Annotated in this window: 20 protein-coding genes and 1 riboswitch; of the genes, 15 read left to right on the forward strand and 5 right to left on the reverse strand. The window is 44.4% G+C overall.

Annotated features, from left to right (window positions below):
• Positions 1–149: 149 nt before the first annotated feature.
• Entirely contained in the window at positions 150–1184 is a 1035-nt protein-coding gene (locus ACFQU8_RS09010; RefSeq protein WP_382358910.1) for an asparaginase, read from the forward strand.
• A 137-nt stretch (positions 1185–1321) separates the two neighbouring features.
• Here the strand turns inward: ACFQU8_RS09010 and ACFQU8_RS09015 are convergent, their stop codons facing one another.
• Together ACFQU8_RS09015 and ACFQU8_RS09020 are read right to left on the reverse strand one after the other, a co-directional pair.
• Positions 1322–1648, reverse strand: coding sequence for a hypothetical protein (locus ACFQU8_RS09015; RefSeq protein ID WP_382358912.1), 327 nt, complete (start codon positions 1646–1648; stop codon positions 1322–1324).
• 356 nt (positions 1649–2004) lie between these two features.
• Positions 2005–3036 carry a YeiH family protein gene (locus ACFQU8_RS09020; protein ID WP_382358914.1) on the reverse strand — a complete coding sequence of 344 codons (1032 nt, stop codon included), beginning with the start codon at positions 3034–3036 and terminating at the stop codon, positions 2005–2007.
• A gap of 116 nt (positions 3037–3152) precedes the next feature.
• Here ACFQU8_RS09020 and ACFQU8_RS09025 point away from each other — a divergent pair, with 116 nt between their 5' ends.
• Positions 3153–4043 (forward strand): LysR family transcriptional regulator, encoded by an 891-nt coding sequence (locus tag ACFQU8_RS09025; RefSeq protein WP_382358916.1) that lies wholly within the window; start codon positions 3153–3155, stop codon positions 4041–4043.
• 121 nt (positions 4044–4164) lie between these two features.
• Here ACFQU8_RS09025 and ACFQU8_RS09030 read toward each other — a convergent pair whose 3' ends face one another.
• Positions 4165–6375, reverse strand: coding sequence for a DUF6395 domain-containing protein (locus ACFQU8_RS09030; protein ID WP_382358918.1), 2211 nt, complete (start codon positions 6373–6375; stop codon positions 4165–4167).
• A gap of 308 nt (positions 6376–6683) precedes the next feature.
• On the opposite strand from ACFQU8_RS09030, the gene ACFQU8_RS09035 reads away from it, so the two are divergent.
• From ACFQU8_RS09035 to ACFQU8_RS09095, 13 genes are all read left to right on the forward strand, one after another.
• Positions 6684–7892 (forward strand): NupC/NupG family nucleoside CNT transporter, encoded by a 1209-nt coding sequence (locus ACFQU8_RS09035; RefSeq protein ID WP_382358920.1) that lies wholly within the window; start codon positions 6684–6686, stop codon positions 7890–7892.
• Between the two features lie 90 nt (positions 7893–7982).
• Positions 7983–8086, forward strand: a riboswitch (TPP riboswitch).
• A gap of 164 nt (positions 8087–8250) precedes the next feature.
• On the forward strand, positions 8251–8940 hold the full coding sequence (gene tenA, locus ACFQU8_RS09040; protein ID WP_382358922.1) for a thiaminase II: 690 nt from the start codon (positions 8251–8253) through the stop codon (positions 8938–8940).
• 168 nt (positions 8941–9108) lie between these two features.
• Positions 9109–10284, forward strand: a complete 1176-nt coding sequence (locus ACFQU8_RS09045) for an SIS domain-containing protein (RefSeq protein WP_382358924.1) — start codon at positions 9109–9111, stop codon at positions 10282–10284.
• Positions 10285–10451: 167 nt separating this feature from the next.
• Positions 10452–10733 (forward strand): sulfite exporter TauE/SafE family protein, encoded by a 282-nt coding sequence (locus tag ACFQU8_RS09050; RefSeq protein WP_382358926.1) that lies wholly within the window; start codon positions 10452–10454, stop codon positions 10731–10733.
• A gap of 206 nt (positions 10734–10939) precedes the next feature.
• The gene (locus ACFQU8_RS09055) at positions 10940–11782 is read left to right on the forward strand and encodes a transporter substrate-binding domain-containing protein (RefSeq protein ID WP_382358928.1); all 843 of its coding nucleotides are present in this window, start codon (positions 10940–10942) and stop codon (positions 11780–11782) included.
• Positions 11782–12480, forward strand: a complete 699-nt coding sequence (locus ACFQU8_RS09060; protein WP_382358930.1) for an amino acid ABC transporter permease — start codon at positions 11782–11784, stop codon at positions 12478–12480. Before ACFQU8_RS09055 ends, ACFQU8_RS09060 begins: the two co-directional genes overlap by 1 nt.
• A 194-nt stretch (positions 12481–12674) precedes the next feature.
• Positions 12675–13397 carry a GntR family transcriptional regulator gene (locus ACFQU8_RS09065; RefSeq protein ID WP_382358932.1) on the forward strand — a complete coding sequence of 241 codons (723 nt, stop codon included), beginning with the start codon at positions 12675–12677 and terminating at the stop codon, positions 13395–13397.
• Positions 13398–13519: 122 nt separating this feature from the next.
• On the forward strand, positions 13520–13696 hold the full coding sequence (locus tag ACFQU8_RS09070; protein WP_382358934.1) for a hypothetical protein: 177 nt from the start codon (positions 13520–13522) through the stop codon (positions 13694–13696).
• A gap of 170 nt (positions 13697–13866) precedes the next feature.
• Positions 13867–15222: an aminotransferase gene (locus tag ACFQU8_RS09075; protein ID WP_382358936.1), complete on the forward strand. Its 1356-nt coding sequence runs from the start codon at positions 13867–13869 to the stop codon at positions 15220–15222.
• A gap of 49 nt (positions 15223–15271) precedes the next feature.
• Positions 15272–16180, forward strand: a complete 909-nt coding sequence (locus ACFQU8_RS09080) for a selenium metabolism-associated LysR family transcriptional regulator (RefSeq protein WP_382358938.1) — start codon at positions 15272–15274, stop codon at positions 16178–16180.
• A 51-nt stretch (positions 16181–16231) separates the two neighbouring features.
• Positions 16232–18013, forward strand: coding sequence for a sulfoacetaldehyde acetyltransferase (xsc, locus tag ACFQU8_RS09085; RefSeq protein ID WP_382358940.1), 1782 nt, complete (start codon positions 16232–16234; stop codon positions 18011–18013).
• Positions 18014–18226: 213 nt separating this feature from the next.
• Positions 18227–19756 (forward strand): APC family permease, encoded by a 1530-nt coding sequence (locus tag ACFQU8_RS09090; RefSeq protein WP_382358942.1) that lies wholly within the window; start codon positions 18227–18229, stop codon positions 19754–19756.
• Positions 19757–20007: 251 nt separating this feature from the next.
• Positions 20008–20292, forward strand: a complete 285-nt coding sequence (locus ACFQU8_RS09095; RefSeq protein WP_382358944.1) for a hypothetical protein — start codon at positions 20008–20010, stop codon at positions 20290–20292.
• A gap of 85 nt (positions 20293–20377) precedes the next feature.
• Here the strand turns inward: ACFQU8_RS09095 and qoxD are convergent, their stop codons facing one another.
• Positions 20378–20671 carry a cytochrome aa3 quinol oxidase subunit IV gene (gene qoxD, locus ACFQU8_RS09100; protein WP_382358946.1) on the reverse strand — a complete coding sequence of 98 codons (294 nt, stop codon included), beginning with the start codon at positions 20669–20671 and terminating at the stop codon, positions 20378–20380.
• 1 nt (position 20672) lies between these two features.
• Entirely contained in the window at positions 20673–21278 is a 606-nt protein-coding gene (gene qoxC, locus ACFQU8_RS09105; protein WP_382358948.1) for a cytochrome aa3 quinol oxidase subunit III, read from the reverse strand.
• Between the last annotated feature and the right edge of the window lies 1 nt (position 21279).

Genomic DNA, 21279 nt, shown 5'->3' on the forward strand with positions numbered 1-21279 from the left:
TCCTGGATTAGATAGGGAGATGATTAAACTAATATGCTGCAAGTGATTTTTTTAGGTATATTTTATGAATGATGTATTTATTATGAAAATTCTGCTATAATTAAATCAGCTATTTAGTATAGGCGCTTTTGCAGACCCTGCAAGAATAAATGAAGGGACGGATCAATGTGCGTTATTCCGCTGAACAGCCAATCCAGGTTTACCGGGGAAATTATCTGGAAAGTATACATGATGTGCATATTGCTATTGTCAATGCCAGTGGCGACCTGCTGGCTTATTATGGGGATGCCAGCAGGCTAACGTTTGCCCGTTCCTCGGTGAAACCGTTTCAGGCTGTGCCGCTTGTGCAGTCCGGAGCGATGGAAACATTCCATTTGACCGAACGGGAATTGGCCTTATTTTGTGCCAGTCACAGCGGTGAGTCGTTTCACCGGGAAGCGGTCGCCGAGGTACTTGCAAAACTCGATCTGCAGGAGGATGACTTGCAGTGCGGCACCCATATGCCGCACGATACAGCAAGTGCCAGGCAGCTGATGCGTGAAGGAGAGGAGCCAACCCCTGTTTACAGCAATTGTTCCGGTAAGCACACCGGAATGCTTGCCGCCTGTGTTAAACAGGATCTGGATCTGGCGACATACCGCGATGTGTCTCATCCTTATCAGCAGCAGATTATGAATGCAATTGCTGATATTAGCTGTTTTAAGCGGGATGCTATTGCCACATCAGTGGATGGATGCGGTGTGCCTGTTCATCGACTGCCTTTGTACAATGTGGCGCGTGCGTTTGCCAATCTTGCAGCGCCGAAAGATGATGACAGTCAGGGACAAGCATTGAAGCGGATAAATGAGGCGATGACCGCTTACCCTGAGATGGTAGCGGGAACGAAACGATTTGATACGGATTTAATGGGTGCTTTTGAAGGCAGACTTGTTGCCAAAGGCGGGGCAGAAGGTGTGCATTGTTTCGGTGATAAAGAGCGCGGCGTTGGCGCAGCGATCAAAATTGAGGATGGCGATGTCCGGGGAACCAGTGTTGCGGCCCTGGAGGTTCTGCAGCAGCTTGGTATTGGCGATGAAACGACTTATGAGTTATTGGCCGATTATCACGTAGCACCCGTCTTGAACGCCCGAAAAGACAAAATAGGCCGGATTGAAGCTGACTTCCAGCTGAATGTGCTGCGCTAATGTGTTTAAATGCCTTTTGGAGTGTGCGATGTTTTGAGGGTGTGGTGTGTCGCCAAACATTTGGGGCCATCGTTAATCTTTTCGATGTGACGATGACCCCTCGTTAGTGTGCTGACGGCATAGTGAACGATCCGCTTCTACCAGGTGTCCCACTTTTTATTAAGGATTCCGATGTCCTTTAATAGGCTGATCAGCAGCGTATCTTCCTTGCTGTTTAGTGCCTCTTTTGTACATGATCCATTGGCTTCGTAGTTTTGTTCTTTGGCTTCATCTAAAGTGGCATCTTCCAGATTGTTGCTGGGATCGGCTTGCTCAAAGCAAGGCGGTGCAATATAGGTTTGTTTCGAATGTTCAAGAACAATCCGCGTGTCAGATGACGGTGCTGTCTGTCGGGGAATGACCAGCATCAGTGCAATGGCGATGACAATCAGACCCGCAATTAATAAAATCGTTCGCTGTTTCATTAAGGCTTACCCTCCGGCTGAATAGCAGTTAGAGAAATCTATTACATTTTATTATAACAATTTTAAACACGTTAGCAACTGCTTTCATGTGAGCGCCTTAACAAAATGGAATGAGACATAACAAAAGCAAATAACCCAAATTTCGAACATGGCTCGGTTCAGCGGAGGAAAGACGGAGACGCCCGCGGAGAAGACCTCTTTTTCCGCAGCGGTTCAGTCACGCAAGTGGTTCACACTTATGTCCCATCCCCATTGACGATAAACCTATTTAGCGGACGACCAGAACCGGCCGGTCTGTACGGTGACTGGGAGCCATCTGTTGCAAATACAATCGTATTCATCTGGCAAACCTCCTTTTAAACGGTAAAGTAGAAGACAACTGACAGTAGAATGGATGTGACAGTCATGGCAGCTAAAGGACGCAGAGCACGTGAGCGCAAGTCGCTTAAGCTGACATTCAGACCAAGACCAGTCATGGCTGCTGTTAGTACCCAGGTTGTCAAGGAATCAACGAAATCAAGCACATTGCTGGATACCGGGATAACCGGGCCAATGACATAAGTTCCTAAAATACTCACAATGATAAATCCGACAAGGAACCATGGAAATTCGATTTTTGAACCATCTGCTTCATTTGAATTGCTTTTGCGTTTCATAATCGCAATAAGAATAAAGCATAGTGGCACAAGCAGGAAGACGCGTCCCAATTTTGCCAGTAATGCAATGGCTAATGCGCTGTCACCAGCCGGTGCGCCAGCAAGAGCGACGTGTGCGACTTCATGCAGCGTGCTGCCAGCCCACACCCCATAATCCATGGAATCAAGCGGAAGAATTGGCCGCAGGATGGTGTAGACAATGGCGAAAACAGTTCCCATCAGGGCTATAATGCCGACACCAATGGCTGTATCTTTTTCTTTTGACTTTAAAATGGGCGAAACGGAAGCGATAGCGGCTGCACCGCATACACCTGTGCCGATGCCGAGCAGCAGTGATATGCTTCTGTCAGCTTTAAACAGTTTTGCCAGCCATATGGTTACAAAGATAGCAAAAACAATGACAATAGCATCACGAGCAAGCAATCCCAGACCGTCACTCAATACTGTATCGATATTGAGTTTCAATCCGTAGAGAATAATAGCTGCTCGCAGCAAACGTTTTTGTGAAAAAGCAATGCCTGGCCGGATGACTTCCGGGTAACCGAAAAACTGCCGGTATAAAACAGCGAGGACGATAGCACATGCCATTTGTCCGACACGACTAAAGCCGGGTACCATAGCAAGTAAATAGCCTAATAAAGCAATTAAAAACGTAAATGCTATTCCGCCCAGCCATTTAATCAAAGGAGATGGCTGTTTCTGCGGCCCTGGATTCGATTGTACGTTCTGCATATATGTAACACCTCCTGCATTAAGGATAGGGGATTGATTGCTATAAGAAAAATAAATATTTATAATGATAACCATAAGTATTATGTTATAATGAGAAAATAGGCTAGGTGTTAATCATGGATCAGCATTTACACGTTTTTATGACAGTAGCAGAGAAACATAACTTCTCCCGTGCAGCAGAAGAACTGCATATGACACAGCCCGCCGTCAGTCAGTATATACGTATTCTGGAAGAAAACCTCGATGTCAGGCTGCTGGAGCGGAATAACCAATATGTGCATTTGAACAAGGCCGGTGAAATCGTGTATGATCATGCTAAAGAAATTATCGGCTTGTATACCCGCATGCAAAACCTTTTGGATGATTTAACCCATAAAGCGAATGGGCCGCTTTCCATTGGAGCCAGTTACACGTTTGGCGAATATGTTCTCCCCCATATTATTGCAAACATGAAAACGCGTTATCCGGAAATTCAGCCGACGGTAACCATTGGCAATACAGCTGAAATAGCTGATTTTGTGATGCACCATCAGCTGGATATCGGAATTGTTGAAGGCCATTTTAAAAAAGAAAAACATCTAAAGACCGAGGTATTTGCTGAGGATGATATGGTTGTGGTCGCAAGTACCGGCCATCCCCTGGCTAAACGGCCTGGAAAGGTAACCGTCGGCGATCTAGCAGCACAGACGTGGATTTTGCGGGAACTGGGATCAGGAACCCGTGAAGCAGCTGACAACGTATTTGAACAGCTTAAAATAGAACCGGAAACAATCATTAATTTTGGCAGTACGCAAGCAATTAAAGAAGCTATTGAATCAGGACTGGGCGTCAGTTTATTGTCGAAATGGGCAATTCAAAAAGAACTGCGGCATGGCGACTTGCAGATCATTGAGGTCGACGGACTACCAGTTGCCAGACAATTTTCCCTTGTCACCGCAACACCTTACCAGACCAAGGCATTGCAAGTGTTTATTGAGCTATTGCGCCAGAAAGAATGGCTGGATTGACCATTGAACTGGGATGTTCCTTAATTCTCTTGAGCCGGTGCACCGCATCTATGGGCCGATGCAGCACAGACATAAGTCCCACCGCGGCATGCATGTGTCTTCCTCTCCAGGATCGGTGATATCAAATAACCGCCTGGATCATGTCGACAAATTGCTTGGCGCGGACTCGGTTGGTATGATGGCGATGAACGAGTTTGTAGCCTTCCTGAGCGATTGCCTTCCGTTCTTCGTCGTGCTTTAAATAGTAGAGGGCTTTGTCATAGAAATTGGTTTGATTCGCGGCAATATAATGAACGCCATCCTGAAAGCCCAGCGCTTTTAAATCTGAATTGGGCTCTGCGATTAAAAGCGTATTGCAGCCAGCCACTTCAAAATATTTCATAACTGGATACTGATAAGTTGAACCACACGTGAAGAATATTTTGGCGCGGTTAATCTCTTGTCCGAAAGCATCGTCAATAATCAGCTTCGACCGGTCTTTTTCAAGGTGGCCGGGATGCTTGTGATAGACAAATCCTTGTGTTCCTGCCAATTTATCCCAAACGGCCCGGCGAAATGGATAATTATCTGCCATATGGCCCATCAATAGAAAGTCGATATCTTTTGTGCGCTGCCAGTCTTTTATATGATCGGGATTGATGGAAAAAGGCAGGAACCGAAACTGGGAAGCATACGCGGGAAACCGCTCCAGAAAAGGGTGTTTGCTGACTGAAAAGATCAGAGAAATACGATTGTCACGAAAGTATTTGCGCCGCAGTTCATTTTGCCAGTGAGCATCGATTACATAGGTGCCGACTGGTATAGTGATTTTATCAAGATTGTTAATGCGTGGCGATAAACGGTGTTTGGCCGTTATATCGTAATGAAAAATGAAGTCCGGACGCGTTGGCTGCTTGTTCAATATATTTAATATATCGCCATCGTCATGATGGTAGGTGACATTGGCAAATGCCTCAATTGCCTGTAAGAATTCATATTTTACTTTATGCTTGGGAAATAGTTGATCAAATCGGCGAACGAGTATGAGGATGTTAATTTTTTTAGAGTCAGTTGCTTTTTCTGTTTCTGGCAAATCACCTTCATTATAGGATTGTTTCATCGCTTTTATATCGCGTGTATCCATAGGTTTTGTATATTTTTGGATGGTCTGTTTGATCTGGTTACGATATTTTGGCGCGAGAAGTGCTTGTGCCTTAGGATGCCATCGCTCCATCCAGTCGAATTGCAGATGATCGCCCCGGGTTTTTTTCTTGAGTGCCAGCATGTCTGGATGATTCCCATTATAGTGGGCCGTCACATAGGTTAAGACATTTTCATAATAGATAGGTGATTGTTTAATAATTTTTTGAACTTCGTCAATCTGAAATAAACGATCCAGATACGACTTTTCGAGTGTGCTGTCTGTTGTCGTCTTATCCAGAAGGCCTTTTCGGAAGCATTTATAACAGTTCATACAAGGCTCATGAACCTGGCCTCTGCTGCAGGCGTGAGCAAATGTATAATATGGCGTCTGTCTTGCAATTTGTGTTGTCATAACTTCGCTCAAACCGATTGTTGGCAGCGTAAATGGCATATCAACCGCTTCCAGCAGATGAGACCATGGTTTTCCTATCTCTGTATCCTGACACTCCTGATAAGGTCCGTGCCCGATTTGATAGCCGATTTCCAATGTTTGTCCGTGTCCTGTTGTATCAAGTCCGTAGTAATCCGCTAATAAGAGCGCAGGCACACTATCGGTCAGATACGTGTTAAAGCCGACCGGTTTTCGTATATAGGGCATGTCAGTTTTAATTTTGTGGACGTTTTTTCCCATGTCAGCCATGGCATCACAGGCATAGTGGGCTGCTTCCTGATTTAAAAGCGTGTGACCCATCCCTTCTTGCGTTAGGCGATCAATATAAAACAGATGGGTATCCTCGGGCAGCAATGCAACTGCCGCAGTTGAATCAATTCCGCCGCTGTATGAAAGAGCAGGGACCGCATGTGATGGTGCTTGTCTGGGTTTGATGGTTCCCTGAACGGGTGAGACGCGTATATTCGTGGTTTGCCTGAGGCGTTCGTGGAATGATTTGCTGACACCTCGAGGCACTCGGATGCGCGAACCGCAAAAGGGATAAATAATGGCTATGGTGGCAAGTGCGAGCAGATCAGGATGAACCGAATCGAGCGTCCAGTCAGCCGGCAGATGGAACTCACAACGTTTGGATCCCATACGAGTCGTTTGGTTTGTCTTGAAAACGCTATTAAATACGGTGTTTGTTTTGGGATCGTCGTTTTCTGGCGTGAATCCCAATTCCAGTTTGCCGTTGTCAGCTTGAGCGTTAATGATCACATTTAGTCACACCTTTACAGAAGTTTTGGTCTTTCTAGTATATGTAAAGGTTAATTCGAATGTATGGGTTGCTCTCGCGGTATATCAGTGTCATGATGCTAACGCTTTGACAAGCATTCAAGGTGCTTGGTACTATGACTGTATCCGATTACAAAAATCGACAGAAATCTATTAGGGGAGGCTCGCACTTTAACTATATTTCAATCAGTTACAAACTGTGCGATATTTCAGAAGATACTTAATTAGAAGTCTGAAGTCTAACATTAGAGAATCCGAAACAATACTTTCGATAGGGATGTGGACAAAGAATGAATATTTTATGGGGAATAGCGGGTATTGTAATACTTCTTGCAATCGCCTTCCTATTTTCAAACAATAAGAAGAGAATTAATTTTCGAACTGTATTTGTCGCTCTGGCAATTCAAATCGTTTTCGCACTTATCGTGTTAAAGTGGCCGCTTGGGCATAAGGCACTTGAATGGGTCTCCGGTATTGTGGAGAAGATTATCGGCTCTGCTAATGCTGGAATAAGTTTTCTTTTTGATCCCCTTATCCCTAAGGACGATAGCATCTTTGCTTTTCAGGTACTGCCTGTCATCATCTTTTTCTCGTCACTTATTTCAGTCTTATATTATCTTGGTGTCATGCAGTGGATCATTCGGATGCTCGGCGGTGCGCTCTCTAAACTGCTGAAAACAAGCAAAGTCGAATCCATGAACGCCGCAGGGAGTATCTTTCTTGGACAAACGGAATCACCGCTCGTAATCAGACCGTATGTTAAGAACATGACGCTTTCTGAATTGTTTGCTGTGATGACTGGAGGCCTGGCTACTGTTGCCGGATCAGTCCTGGCTGGCTATGCTTTGCTTGGTGTTCCTATGAGATTTTTAATTGCAGCAAGTTTCATGGCTGCGCCGGCTGGTTTATTAATGGCAAAAATTATTATCCCTGAAGTTAATAAGGAACAAACCACAGATGAAGTTACACTGGAAAAGGATACAGAGACGACCAATGTGATCGATGCAGCTGCCGGGGGTGCCAGTGATGGTCTGAAATTAGCCCTGACGGTTGGCGCAATGCTTATCAGTTTTCTTTCACTTATTGCTCTCGCCAATCTGTTTTTAGGCTGGGCCGGCGGTTTATTCGGTGTGGATGATTTAACCTTGCAGCAAATTCTTGGCTATATCTTTTCACCAATTGCGTTTATGATTGGTATTCCATGGGATGAAGCTATGCGTGCCGGATCGCTTATTGGTCAAAAGATTATTACGAATGAATTTGTTGCTTTTTCCAATTTCGGTCCTGTTATTGATACTTTTTCTGATAAAGCTCAAACTATTATTACATTCGCTTTGTGCGGATTTGCCAACTTTGGCTCGATGGCCATCCTGATCGGCGGACTTAGTCCAATGGCGCCAAATAAAAGGGGTGACATTGCAAGAATCGGGCTGAAGGCTGTGCTGGCCGGGACACTCGCCAATCTATTAAGTGCCGCAATAGCAGGTATGCTTGTTTAAAGCTAGATTGGCAGTCTGACGTACAGCGAAAAGGTCCGTACTTGTTTGACGAAGCCTTCTTGATAAGTTATGCTAAAATTAAATTAATAAGAAATCCACTAGGGGTGCCTGCGCGGCTGAGATAAGATGACTGTCTTAATCCCTTTGAACCTGATCTAGTTTGCACTAGCGGAGGGAAGTGGAGCTGGTACAATAGTTGAGATTGCTAGAAAACCACTCCATTTCCGGGGTGGTTTTTTATTAGTTTCTTGAAAACCAGCAGGGCATCAAATTTATTGTATATCGTCAATACTGTGGTGGAAGTTGGCTGCTAGATGCGGATAATTGGTTGATCATGCATTTTGAGGAGGATTTAGTGATGCGTTTTTCGGAATCTTTGAAAGAGGCGACCGGACAGAGCTGGACATACAGCCTGAACCATCCTTTTGTCCAGGGGATTGTGAGAGGCGATTTGCCGCTGGAAACATTCAAAAATTATATCATGCAGGACATCTATTATTTAAAACACTACGGGAAAGTCCATGCCTTTGCGGCTGCTCAGGCAGATGACTTCAGTCAGGCAGCATCTCTGGCGGAAAAAGCCAAAACAACAGCTGAAGCAGAGCTTACCGTTCATAAGGAACATGCCAGAATTTTAAATATTACCGATGAAGACGTGCAGCAATTCAAACCTGCGCCAACAGCTTATGCCTATACATCCCATTTATATCGCGCCGCGTTATCCGGCAGTCTGGCGCAAATGATCGCTGCGATGCTCCCGTGCTACTGGTTATATGCCGATATCGGTCTGGAAAACAAGGGCACGAAGACCGGCGTCGAAATTTATGATAATTGGATTCAGATGTATGCAAGTGATGAATTTCAGGAATCAACGCGCGACATGATCAACTTGCTGGATGACCTCGCAGCCGAGGCAAGCGCAGCAGAGAAGGCGAAAATTAAAGATCAGTTTGTGATAGCTAAAGAATATGAACTTGCTTTCTGGGAAATGGCTTATAGATTTGAAACGTGGCTTTCGGAGCAGAAACAGACGAAGGTCTCCGGTTAATTATCACAACAGGGTGTCCCGCACTAGAGCGGGGCACCCTGTTTTTTATGGCAATATGAAACAAAGCAATATGAATTTTTCGGGAAATTGTTTATAATGACTAATAGACGTTACGCCAACCGCGCGAGAAAACAGTTCATGTACTAAAACCATTAAGGGAGCATACGTATGTTTAATTTAACGCATGACATGCTGGAAGCTAACAGCGCGATGCAAACAGCTGAAGAAATAGCCCAGCAGCCAAACGTATGGGTAAAAATGACGGACATGGTGTTTAAACAAAAGAGTGCCTGGAAGGAATTTGTTGAATCGATTTATGCCAAGCACGAACGTGTCCGGGTCATTATGACGGGAGCCGGTTCATCCGCTTTTGCCGGGGAAACACTCGTGCCGGAATTGCGCAGGCAAACCGGTACTCATGTAACATTTGAAGCGGTTGCGACAACAGATATTGTTGCCACACCGAAAAATTATTTGTTTCAGAATATACCGACCATCATGGTATCGTTTGCCCGCTCAGGCAACAGTCCCGAAAGCCTTGCTGCTGTTTCCCTGGGGAAACAGATGGTTGATCATTTTTATCAGGTGGTCATTACATGCAATGCGGAAGGTCAATTGGCTGTAAACAGCAAACAGGACGACAATTCCCTGACCATTTTGATGCCGGATGAGGTAAATGACCAGGGATTTGCGATGACGAGCAGTTTCACCTCCATGATGATGACAGCTTATGGCGTGTTTACGGAAAAGCCTTTCACCGGTAATGAGGCGAAACTCCTAATATCAACGGCCGAGGATTTTCTGGCAACTATTCCTGATAAGATTGATGAGCTGCTTGCGTTTGATTTTTCCCGGGTTGTTTATTTAGGCTCCGGTCTGATGAGCCCGCTTTCCCACGAGGCAGCGTTAAAGATGCTGGAACTGACGGCCGGTAACGCTGTTGCCATTCATGAATCGTCATTAGGTTTTCGTCATGGTCCGAAGTCCATTTTGAATGACCAATCCGTTGTCGTTCTATTTGTATCCAGCCATGCGTATACACGGAAGTATGATATGGATTTATTGCGGGAACTGGCAGCTGATAATTCCGGTTCAAAGGTTATCGCTCTCACAGAGAAGCCAGACGAGGAAGCAGACGAGCTGGCTGATTGGGCTATTTATGCGCATGATAGTGAAGAATCGTTTTCAGGTGATTTCCAATTAGCGTTTACCTACATTTTGTTTGCGCAGCTGCTGGCCTTCAGAAAATCATTGCAACTTGGGTTGACACCTGACAATCCGAGTCCGGACGGGCGTGTTAACAGGGTCGTGCAAGGTGTAACTATTTATGATTATGAACAATAGGAAAATGCGAATTTAATCGATCGGGGTGGACGACCCTTCGATCGCAAAGTAACCCATTATAGAAACGGGCTGACCAATTGTTTTGAGGTCGGCCTTCTTTTTTATGGTTGAAATAGGGGTTTTTGTGTTGCTTATATACATTGCAATTGATGTATAACTTTATTTGTATGGGTATATTATCCAATTATTTTGGTATTGGCGGTGTATGGCTTCTTGTACCAATTCTGATTTATATATTTAAGTTCCCTGCCCATTTAGCAATAGCAACTTCCATTTTCTCATTATGCCTTTACTCTTCCTATGGCGTTGTATCCCAGTTTTTTTATGATAAAATCGACTGGATGGCTATTTTATGGGGGGCAATTGGTATCATTATTGGCTCTAAGCTTGGCATGAAACTGGCCCAGCGTATGGGGGATTATTATGCAAAATGCTGTCCATTCTATTAATTTTATTGGCTTTCGCATGTATTTTGGATAGAATAGCCATCGTCAGTAACACACCGAGAGCTTTGTTCCAGTCATAGCCTGTTTTTATCGCGTATAGTCTTTAAAGTTGTTAGCAACCAATGATACGCGTCTTGCTTTAGTGACAGAAAGCCATTACAATATTCGTGTTAATTTTTATAATACGTATTTAAAAGCGGGGGAGAAAGTTGCGGTTAAGAGGGGATTTATTAGTTGTTGTTATGTGTTTCATATTTGTATTAGGGGGCTGTGGTCAGACAAGTAATAATGCTAAAGATGATACATGGGACCAAATAAAAGAAGAAGGGAAACTGGTTGTCGGAACTCCCGGAACGCTGTATCCTTCTTCCTATTACCCGGAAAACTCCGATGAGTTAACTGGTTATGATGTAGAAATAATGAAAGAAGTTGGCAATCGGTTGGATCTAAATGTTCAGTTTGAGGAACTTGGCTTTGACGAAATGTTTGCTGCCTTGCAGTCAGGCCGAATTGATGTTGCACCGGCCGGGTTAAGGGGCAATACTAAGAAAAAGTTTTCGTATAGTAAACCGTACAAATATTCATATGCAACCATGGTTGTACGTGAAGATGAGGTAGATGATTTTACATCGCTTGAAGACTTGGATGGAAAAATTGCAGGTGGTGCTGCGACAACAGTATACAGCGATATTGCCCGTAAATTCGGTGCGGAAGTGAAAACATATGGAAACGTTACGAATGATGTTTATTTAAGAGATGTTGAGAATGGCAGAACGGATGTTGTGATTAATGATTATTACTTACAAATGCTGGCTCTAAAAGCACTTCCCGATTTGGATGTCACGATTCAGCCAGATTTAAAATTTTACCGGTCTAATCAGCATGCTGTTATTGAAAAGAATGCTGATAGACTAAAAGAAAAAATCAATGGTTCTCTAACAGATATGAAACAAGACGGGACCCTTACTAAACTGTCTGAAGAATTTTTTGCTGGAGAAGATGTATCAGAGAAGCCGGAGGAAAATATACGAACAATTGAGGATATTGATTAATGTTTGACTTAGAAATGGATCAAGTTCAGTTGGATAAATTGTTTGATTGGCATTTAGCATGGGATAGTCTGCCATTTCTTTTAGAAGGTGTACCAGCTACATTAATCGTATCATTTATTGGAATGGCAATTGGTTTAGTTCTGGGTTTCTTTTTGGCTTTGGGTCGCGGCTCGAATCGGACTGTCTTAAGGTGGCCGTCGCGACTCTATATATCGTTTATGCGCGGGACGCCTATACTTGTATTTTTGTTTATACTGTATGCAGGACTGCCGGTTATCGGTATTGAACTTTCCGCATTTTTAGCTGCTTCGTTGGCGTTTGGCTTAAATAGTGCTGGTTATATCGCGGAAATTAACCGTTCATCACTAAGCAGTGTCGATAAAGGACAATGGGAATCGGCTAAGGCCCTTAATCTTGGGTATTGGCAGACAATGCGAAAGATTATTTTGCCGCAAGCGACCCGAATCGCTATTCCGCCTCTGACCAATGTTTATTTGGATCTGGTGAAGGCAACGTCACTGGCAGCCGTTATTACAGTTCCAGAACTGTTTCAGAAGGCGCAAATTGTTGCAGGGCGCACATATGATTCGATGACCATGTATATTCTTGTTGCTCTTATTTACTGGCCTATTTGTATTATTATATCTGCTTTGCAGGAACGACTGGAAAAGCGATTCAACCGGTATTTGGAGCCCTGATGATGATTGCAACTATGTTACCTGTTTATATTGCACAGACTTAATCTCCCTGTAAACTAGTGCAGTGGAACCGGGAGTCATTGCGGCATACCTCTATATTATGTTAGTATATTGTATTAATTCAATTCAGAAAAATTAGATACACTAACAGAACGAGAAACTGGACTATACTGCATATTAAAGGAGTTTTCACTGTGCAGCTTGATTATAAGAGTCCGATGCCGTTACATAGCCAATTGAAGGAGGTTATTGAGAAACAGATTGAAACTGGGGAGCTGGCAGGACAAATCCCGAGTGAACGTGAATTCATGGAAACTTATCATGTAAGCCGAAGTACAGTGCGTGAAGCGATTCACTGGCTTGTCCGTGAGGGTGTTCTGGAAAAACGCCATGGAACCGGGACTTTTGTTTCTCTTAAGTCAATCAACGAGTGGCTGGGCAACCTCGTGAGCACGACTGACACCATCAGACAAATGGGGATGGAGCCTGGAGCAAAACTGGTAACCTATTATAAGGTGACGCCGTCTTTAACGATTCAGGAGCGGACAGGTTTTGCAGAGGCTTATTTTATTAAGCGGGTCCGTTATGCCGATAGTATTCCGATAGGTGTTGAATGCCACTACTTTCCGCTGTCCATTGGTGAGGCGCTCGTGCAGTATGATTTAGATGACATATCTCTGTATGAATTTGAGGAGAATGAGCTGGGTATCTGGTTTGCGGAAGCGAGTCAGACGATTGGCGGTGGGCTAATTCCTGAAGAAAACGCGAAACATTTACATATTCCTGCCGGTTCTTCTGGTTTAATTGCTGAACGGCTTATTAAGGATCATGATGATCAGATTATTGAACTGGAGAAGGCCTATTACCGGAGTGATATGTATCAGTTTACGATTAATTTATCACGAAAATTTGGCTGAATCCGGGCGTCTGTTCTTAATCCCACTTCATTTGTTCCTCCGTATGCCGCTTAGTCGTTAAAAGATCCGTCATATACACTTCAATTAATAAAGAAAGATTATAATTGTTATTCAAATCCTTAATGACGGAAATTTCACAAAACTTATTGCGTTCATTGTCTTTTGAGAATATACTGAAGATAAATCAACTAACTGGTCCGGACGTCACAACGTTCACTGGTCTAGCTGGTTTAGGGGCTTATTTAAAGGCGATTGAAAGTGTTTCTGTGCTCAGTGGTGCTATGCGGAAAGTTAATTAACACCGCTTGGCGTACCGCTGTTGCAAAGGGGTGACTGTGATTTAAACACAGAATAGCAGCTGAAATGAAAGCGGTTACTAAAGCGTTGCGATTGCGCAGACAGAACCTGCTGATAAAGTAAGTATTCAATCCATTTCGGCCATTATTCAGTGATAAAGGGGGATGGAATCATGAAAACGGAAAAAGAGGTTAATCGTGTTTCTGCAGCAGAGGACTCACATCTCTGGAATGCCATGCACAAATATGATCCGGAAGCTAAGGCAATGGTTGCTGAATCGGGTAAGGGGTCCTGGTTTAAGGATGAAAATGGTGATCAGTATTTAGATGGCGTTTCTGGATTATGGTGTCTGAATGTGGGCTATGGGCGTGAAGATATCGCTGATGCAGCGGCTAATCAGCTGAAAAAACTAGCTTATTTTCCGCTGACGATGAACCATAAGCCGGCCATCCAGCTGGCTAATAAGCTTAGCGAACTCCTCGGAGCCCAATACCAAACGTTTTTCTCCAACAGTGGCTCAGAGGCGAATGAAACGGCATTTAAAATCGCACGGCAGTATCATATTCAGACAGGAAATCCGACTAAATATAAATTTATTGGCAGATACCGGGCCTATCATGGTTCAACGATGGGTGCTATGAGTGCGACCGCTCAGGCAAATCGCCGGGTTAAATACGATCCAGGTGCGCCAGGTTTCATGCATGTGGCACCTCCTTACAGCTACCGGTCACTTTACAGCGGAACAGCGGAAGAGAAAGATCTTGCCGCAGCTGAAGAACTGAAAGAGAAAATTATCTGGGAAGGGGAAGAAACGGTTGCTGCTGTCATCATGGAACCAATCATTTCAGGCGGTGGTGTTATTATCCCATCCATGAAATATGTTGAGCGGGTGGCAGAGATATGCAAGGAACATCAGGTTCTTCTCATTATGGATGAAGTGGTTTCCGGCCTGGGACGTACAGGTGAAATGTTCGGGTTTAAACATGCAAATGGCGTCACTCCGGATATTGTGACGATGGCTAAAGGACTGACAAGCGGCTACATGCCACTGGCAGCGACTTCAGTCAAAGAGGACGTTTTTTATGCATTTAAACAAGAAGGCAAAGACAGTCACTTCCGGCACGTATCAACTTATGGCGGTCATCCTGCAGCCTGTGTCGTTGCGCTGGAAAATATCCGCATTATTGAAGAAGAGGATATTATTAATCGGGTCAGACAGCTTAGTCAGACAAAACTTGAGGCACTGCATGATTTGACTGAGCATAAAAACGTCGGCGAAGTCCGGCAAAAAGGCTTCTTTATCGGTCTGGAAATGGTTGAAGACAAAGACACGAAAGAGCCGCTGTCAGAAGCGAAAATAGGTGAGATTGTTGCTGGCTGTAAAGCAAAAGGCTTAATTATCGGCAAAAATGGTGATACGGTCCCAGGCGGCAATAATATTATCATGATTGCACCGCCACTGACCAGCACAGAAGACGATTTAGATTTTATTGTCGACACAGTCAATTCAGTTATCCACAGCATGTAGCGCTATGCCGGATGCTGACACTAATATGCTGGATTGGCGGTGTTGAGGCGTGAATTATGAACGATTAAAAACGTTTATCACAGTAGCGGAAAAAAGCAGTTTTTCCGAAGCGGCCAAGCGGTTGTTTGTCACGCAGCCGACAATCACGTCACAGGTAAAAGCTCTTGAAGATGAGCTGGATACCAGATTGTTTGAGCGTACAACCAAAAAAGTCGAAATGACACAGGCCGCCAAGGTATTACTGGATTATGCCAGGGATATTGTACAGATGAATGATGCCGCACACAAAGAAATTTCGCAAATGGAAGATCATGCTTGCGGTGATCTAAAGATGGGATGCAGTCTGACAATTGGTGAGTATTTTTTACCGGAATTTTTGAAGCGCTTTAACGAAGCTTATCCTTTAATCCAGATTCAGGTCAGCATCGCTAATTCCACACAGACTGTTGAGCGGATCAAGGATCAGGTGATTGATGTCGGTTTAATTGAAACGCCGATTGAGGATGAGAGCATCCAGATGGAGTCGTTTTTAGAGGATGAACTGGTGTTGATTGCGCCTCCTGATTTTATAACAGACGAGGATACGATCACGCTGGAGCAGATAGAGGAGACACCTATTATCCTTCGAGAGGGGGGATCAGGAACGCGGGAAGTGCTGAAGTACTATTTACAGCAGGCGGGATTGTCTGAAGATGATTTGGATATTGTTATGGAACTCGGCAGTACCGAAGCTGTTAAACGCGTTGTGGAGTCCGGATTAGGTGTTTCCTTTATATCAAAAAAAGCTATTCAAAAAGAGCGTGAATTAGCGCTTTTAGAAGCTTACAGGATTAATGGTCTTAAATTGAACCGGCATTTTTATATTGCTTGCAGGCAGAAACAGGTTTTAAAAACAGTATCTGAACGTTTTCTTGAATCGCTGAGAGGAATGGCTTGGGAGACAATGCCGGTTCACTGACATACACTGTCACATTTTAAGTTAATTATTATGCCGAGGAGGTATAGACTCATGGTCAAACAAAAAGAAGAAGTGCAGCAGGCAGTTCAGCAGCAGAAGCAGAAGATGACGCCGAGTGAGGCAATTGTGGAAACGCTCGTTCAGGAAGATATAAAAGAAGTTTACGGCATTGTTGGTTCGGCATTCATGGATATGCTTGATTTATTCCCAACTGCCGGCATCCGTTTCCTGCCTGTACGTCATGAGCAGTCGGCCGGACATATGGCTGATGCACAGGAGCGTGTCTCAGGCAAGGCTGGTGTCATTGTCGGTCAGAATGGCCCGGGAATATCGAACATGGTCACGTCAGTTGCTGCCGCTTATCAGGCACACAGTCCGCTGGTTGTGATCTCACCATCTGCTGGTAATCCTGCTAAGGGACTCGACGGATTCCAGGAAGCCGATCAGGTATCGATCTTTGAGGATATCACATTAGAAACAGTTACCGTCACCCATGCAAGCCGTGCTGCTGAACGTCTGCGGACAGCTTTCCGAATTGCTTATGCAGAGCGCGGACCGGTCTTGTTTGATATTCCGCGGGATATGTTCTACGGGGAAATGGAAGACTATATTCTGGAACCGCATCAGTACCGTGCCGAAAAACGGGGGAGCGGTGATGCTAAGGCCATTGAACGTGCTGTGGACTTGCTGAAAAACGCTAAAAACCCTACCATTATCTCCGGCCGCGGCACTGTTGATGCTGGAGGTAATGACACCGTTGTGAAACTTGCTGAATATCTGTCGGCTCCGGCGGCAAATGCCTATATGCATAATGATTCCTTCCCGGCCGATCATCCGCTCGCAGTTGGTCCAATCGGTTATATGGGGTCAAAAGCTGCTATGTATACGCTGGAAGAAGCCGATGTTGTGCTGGCAATCGGTACACGTTTATCCCAGTTCGGTACATTGCCTTGTTACGATATTGATTATTTCCCGAAAAACGCGAAAATCATTCAAATCGATATTAATCCGCGCCAAATCGGACGGACACATCCGGTTGAAGTAGGTATTGTCGGCGATGCGAAGGCTGCCAGTGAAGAAATTTATCAGCAGCTGCAGACGGCTCTTCCTTCACCGCAAAAAGACGACGAGCGGATGAAGGCAGTAGCTAAACGCAAAGAGGACTGGGATCAAGAGCTGGTTGATATGGCGATGGAAGATGGTATTCCCATTAACCCGCGTCGTGCGCTTCTGGAAATGACGAAGGCACTGCCTGAAAATGCCATTGTCTCATCTGATATTGGTAACGTCTCATCAACTGCAAATGGCTACTTGAAATTTACACAGCCGCGTCGTCACATTGCAGCATTGACATATGGCAATACCGGATTTGCCTATCCTGCAGCATTGGGCGCTCAAAGAGCTGAACCGGATGCCCCCGTATTTGCCGTTGTCGGTGATGGTGCTTGGGGTATGAGTCTGCATGAAGTCAGTACAGCTGTCGAACAGGACATTCCGGTTGTTGCCTGCGTATTCAACAATCAGGCATGGGCAGCTGAGAAGAAAAACCAGGTCGATTTCTTTGATGACCGTTATGTTGGTTCGAATATCAAGGGCCCGGAATTTGCTGATGTTGCAAAGGCTATGGGGGCACTCGCCTACAGCATTGACAAACCAGAAGATATTGTCCCTGCGATTGAAGAGGCTCTGAAGCAGCGGAGACCAGCTGTCTTGAACATCTATGTTGATGGGACGCAACTTGCTCCGCCATTCCGTAAAGATGCCTTGAATATGCCGACACGTATACTTGATAAGTATAAACATCTCGACTACAGTCAGTGGGGCAATAAGTAATTTTTGGCGGAAAATCTCTCTGTCGGTCTGTGCTGACAGAGAGATTTTTTAAAAATAAGTTATTGTAATCGTTACCAAGCGAAAGGGAAACAGTCTTTTGGCCACGAAGGTATAGTTCAAGCCAGTCAGAGTCATAATGAGAACCCGTACTTAATTCTGACTTATATAGGAGTCTTGTGTTAAACAGAAAGCTCAGAGGAGGAACATTTTGTAATGGAACAAAGGGGACAACTCTCAAGAACGCTAAAACCCCAGTGGGTCTGGGCGATTGCATTAGGATCGGCGATTGGCTGGGGTGCGTTTGTGCAGCCGTCTGTATGGATGGAAGACTCCGGACCGCTGGGAGCTATGATTGGTTTTGGCATCGGTGCGGTTTTAATGATGATTATAGCAGTCAGTTACGGTTTTTTGATAAAACATTTCCCTGTGTCCGGCGGTGAATTTGCCTATGCTTTTTTAGGCTTTAATCGTAATCATGCTTATGTGGCTGGGTGGTTTTTAGCGTTAGGGTATATCTGCATTGTTGCTTTAAATGCAACGGCATTATCACTTGCTGTGCGCTACATCTTTCCGTTTATTGCGGAACAGGGGTATCTCTACAGTGTAGCTGGTTATGATGTATACCTGATGGAAATCCTTATCACAAGTGCAGCCCTGATTCTGTTTGCTTATACGAATATACGCGGAACAGGCGTGTCGGGACGTGTCCAGTTTGTATTTGTTATCTGTATGCTTCTGGGTATTGCTATTCTAAGTATTGGTGCTATTTTTCATCCGTCCACATCTTTCAGTGGTATGGAGCCCTTGTTTAAACCTGATACATCGATCTGGTCCAGCATCGTTGTGATAGTAGCGATTGCGCCGTGGGCTTTTGTCGGTTTTGACAGTATTCCCCAAGCGGCAGAGGAATTTAATTTTCCGGCTAAAAAAGGCTTCACCCTGATTATTTTAGCACTTTTTTTCGCTGGGATTGTCTATATGGCGATGATTATGGCAACATCCCTGGCAGATCCGTGGCAGAGTATGACAGGCTTGCAGTGGGGGACAGGCGATGCCATGGTTGACTTATTTGGAGATTTCGGCCTGATCATTTTAGCCGTTGCCTTAGTCATGGGTGTCTGCACTGGTTTGAATGGCTTTTACTTGTCAAGCAGTCGTCTGCTGTTCGCTATGGGTCGTGCCAAAATTATACCTGGGATCTTCGCGAAATTGCATCCGAAGTACGGAACACCGTATGCAGGTATTATGTTTACATCTATTGTATGTTTGATATCACCGTGGTTTGGCCGGGAAGTTTTAAATTGGATTGTTGATATGTCATCAGTCGGCGTTACCATTGCGTATATCTACACATGTGTTACGGCCTTTAAAATGTTTAAATGGTCTAATGAGACATCGCTCAGTGATCAGTTTAGAACGCTTCCCTCCGTGGCTGCCCCGTTTAAGAAAGTGTTTAGTTTAGCGGGTGCGCTGATCGGCTTTGCTTTTCTTCTGCTACTGCTTATCCCGGCGTCACCAGCGTTTATGGGGATACCATCATTGATTGCGCTAGTTATTTGGCTTGCTCTCGGAACGGTCTTTTATTTGTATAAGGCTCCTGAGTTCAATAAAATTGAGTACCAGGAAATGGAGCATCTGATTTTAGGTCATCATTCAGAAAATACCAGTCCGAATGATACAGAAGAAGTCAGTGCCACTGATGAGGATCCATCTGCTGACAACATGAAGGGTAAATATGAATGAATGATGACTTGACAATGGCAGGGATACGGCTATCAGCGCCCTGAGTCCCTGTTTTTTGTGGTGGCAGCGGCAGTCGATTATAAGAAATGTGTTTGTTTTTAGCTCATCAAGCCATAATATAAAATGTAAGTGGTTTGACAATGTCAATAAATATTTTTAAATAAAATGTGAAAAATGTGTGACAAATGTGAGTCAATTTGTTATACTAATTGTAGAAATCGCTTACATCACATTAATTGGAGATGGTTAAAATGGATGTTTCTTTTATGCTGTTAGCATCGGTTACACCATTTATGTTTCTGTATCTTAAAAAATATCTGCTCGTGGGTGTGCAATCGATGCTTCTAATTGGAATGTGGTTTTACGTTATAGAGGCAATGTTTTTCGCAGCTCCGAGTGCTTTTTCCATCACGTGGCTGACGTTTTACGGAAGTTTAATTTTAGCAGAAGTAGCCTGGGTACAGTTTATCATCCGCATTGTCGAAGATTCGAAGCAATACACCACTAATTATCGATCCAAAGAAGTTTTTGACTAAATAAACATCTCCTAATATATAAAGAACCTCTTTCCTGAAGAATTCTGGAAAGAGGTTCTTTATGGTTCTGTTTTCGATTTCCACTTTAGAAACCAAATGACATCGTAAGCAGCGAACCGCCGATCAGGACAACAGCTATGACGGCCGCGTGGAACATCATATTCCATGGGGTGTTCCCATTGCTCTGTTCTGTTATGTGCATGAACATAAACAGCTGTATGATTGCCTGTAAAATGGCCATGACAAAAATGGCGATGATAATCCATTTAACCGGTAAGCTGGACCCTAGTGCTGTCCAAGCTGCAAGTACTGTCAGCACGAGCGACAGAACAAAGCCTATAATTTGCTGATACGGTATTTTTTTGGATTTGTTTTCCATATTATACCACCATCCCAATCAGATAAACGCCTGTGAAAATGAAAATCCATACGACGTCTAAAAAGTGCCAGTACAAACTGAAAATAAAGACCTTTCTGCTGGTCGTGGCTGTAACACCCTGCAGAGCTGACTGAATCAAAAGCAGAATGCCCCAGCCGGCGCCAAATGTTACGTGAATGCCGTGTGTTCCTGTCAGGACAAAGAAGGCCGACCAAAAGGCAGCTGACTGCAATGTTACGCCTTCCTGGGTGTAGTGTATAAATTCGTTAACTTCCAAACCCAGAAAACTGAGACCCAGAACCAGCGTGATAGCGAGCCATATGATCAGTCCTTTAGATGACCCGCGGCGCATCTCATGAATGGCAAGCCCAGATGTAAAACTGCTCAAAAGCAGAATGAAGGTCATCACCAGGACACTGCCCGGCTCGAACATGTCAGCGGGTGATGCTGCATCTGCTGTCCGGCCGAACAGGACTGTGTATGTGGCAAACAGTGTCCCGAATAACGCAATTTCCGCTGCCAAGAAGATCCAGAAACCGACAATGCTTAGCTCACCTTTTTCGGTCTGGTGCTCCAGCGGTTTAGCATTGGTTTTTTCTGTACTCATA

The sequence above is a fragment of the Lentibacillus kimchii genome (assembly GCF_042666895.1).
In the GTDB taxonomy this organism is placed as follows: Bacteria; Bacillota; Bacilli; order Bacillales; family Amphibacillaceae; genus Lentibacillus; species Lentibacillus kimchii.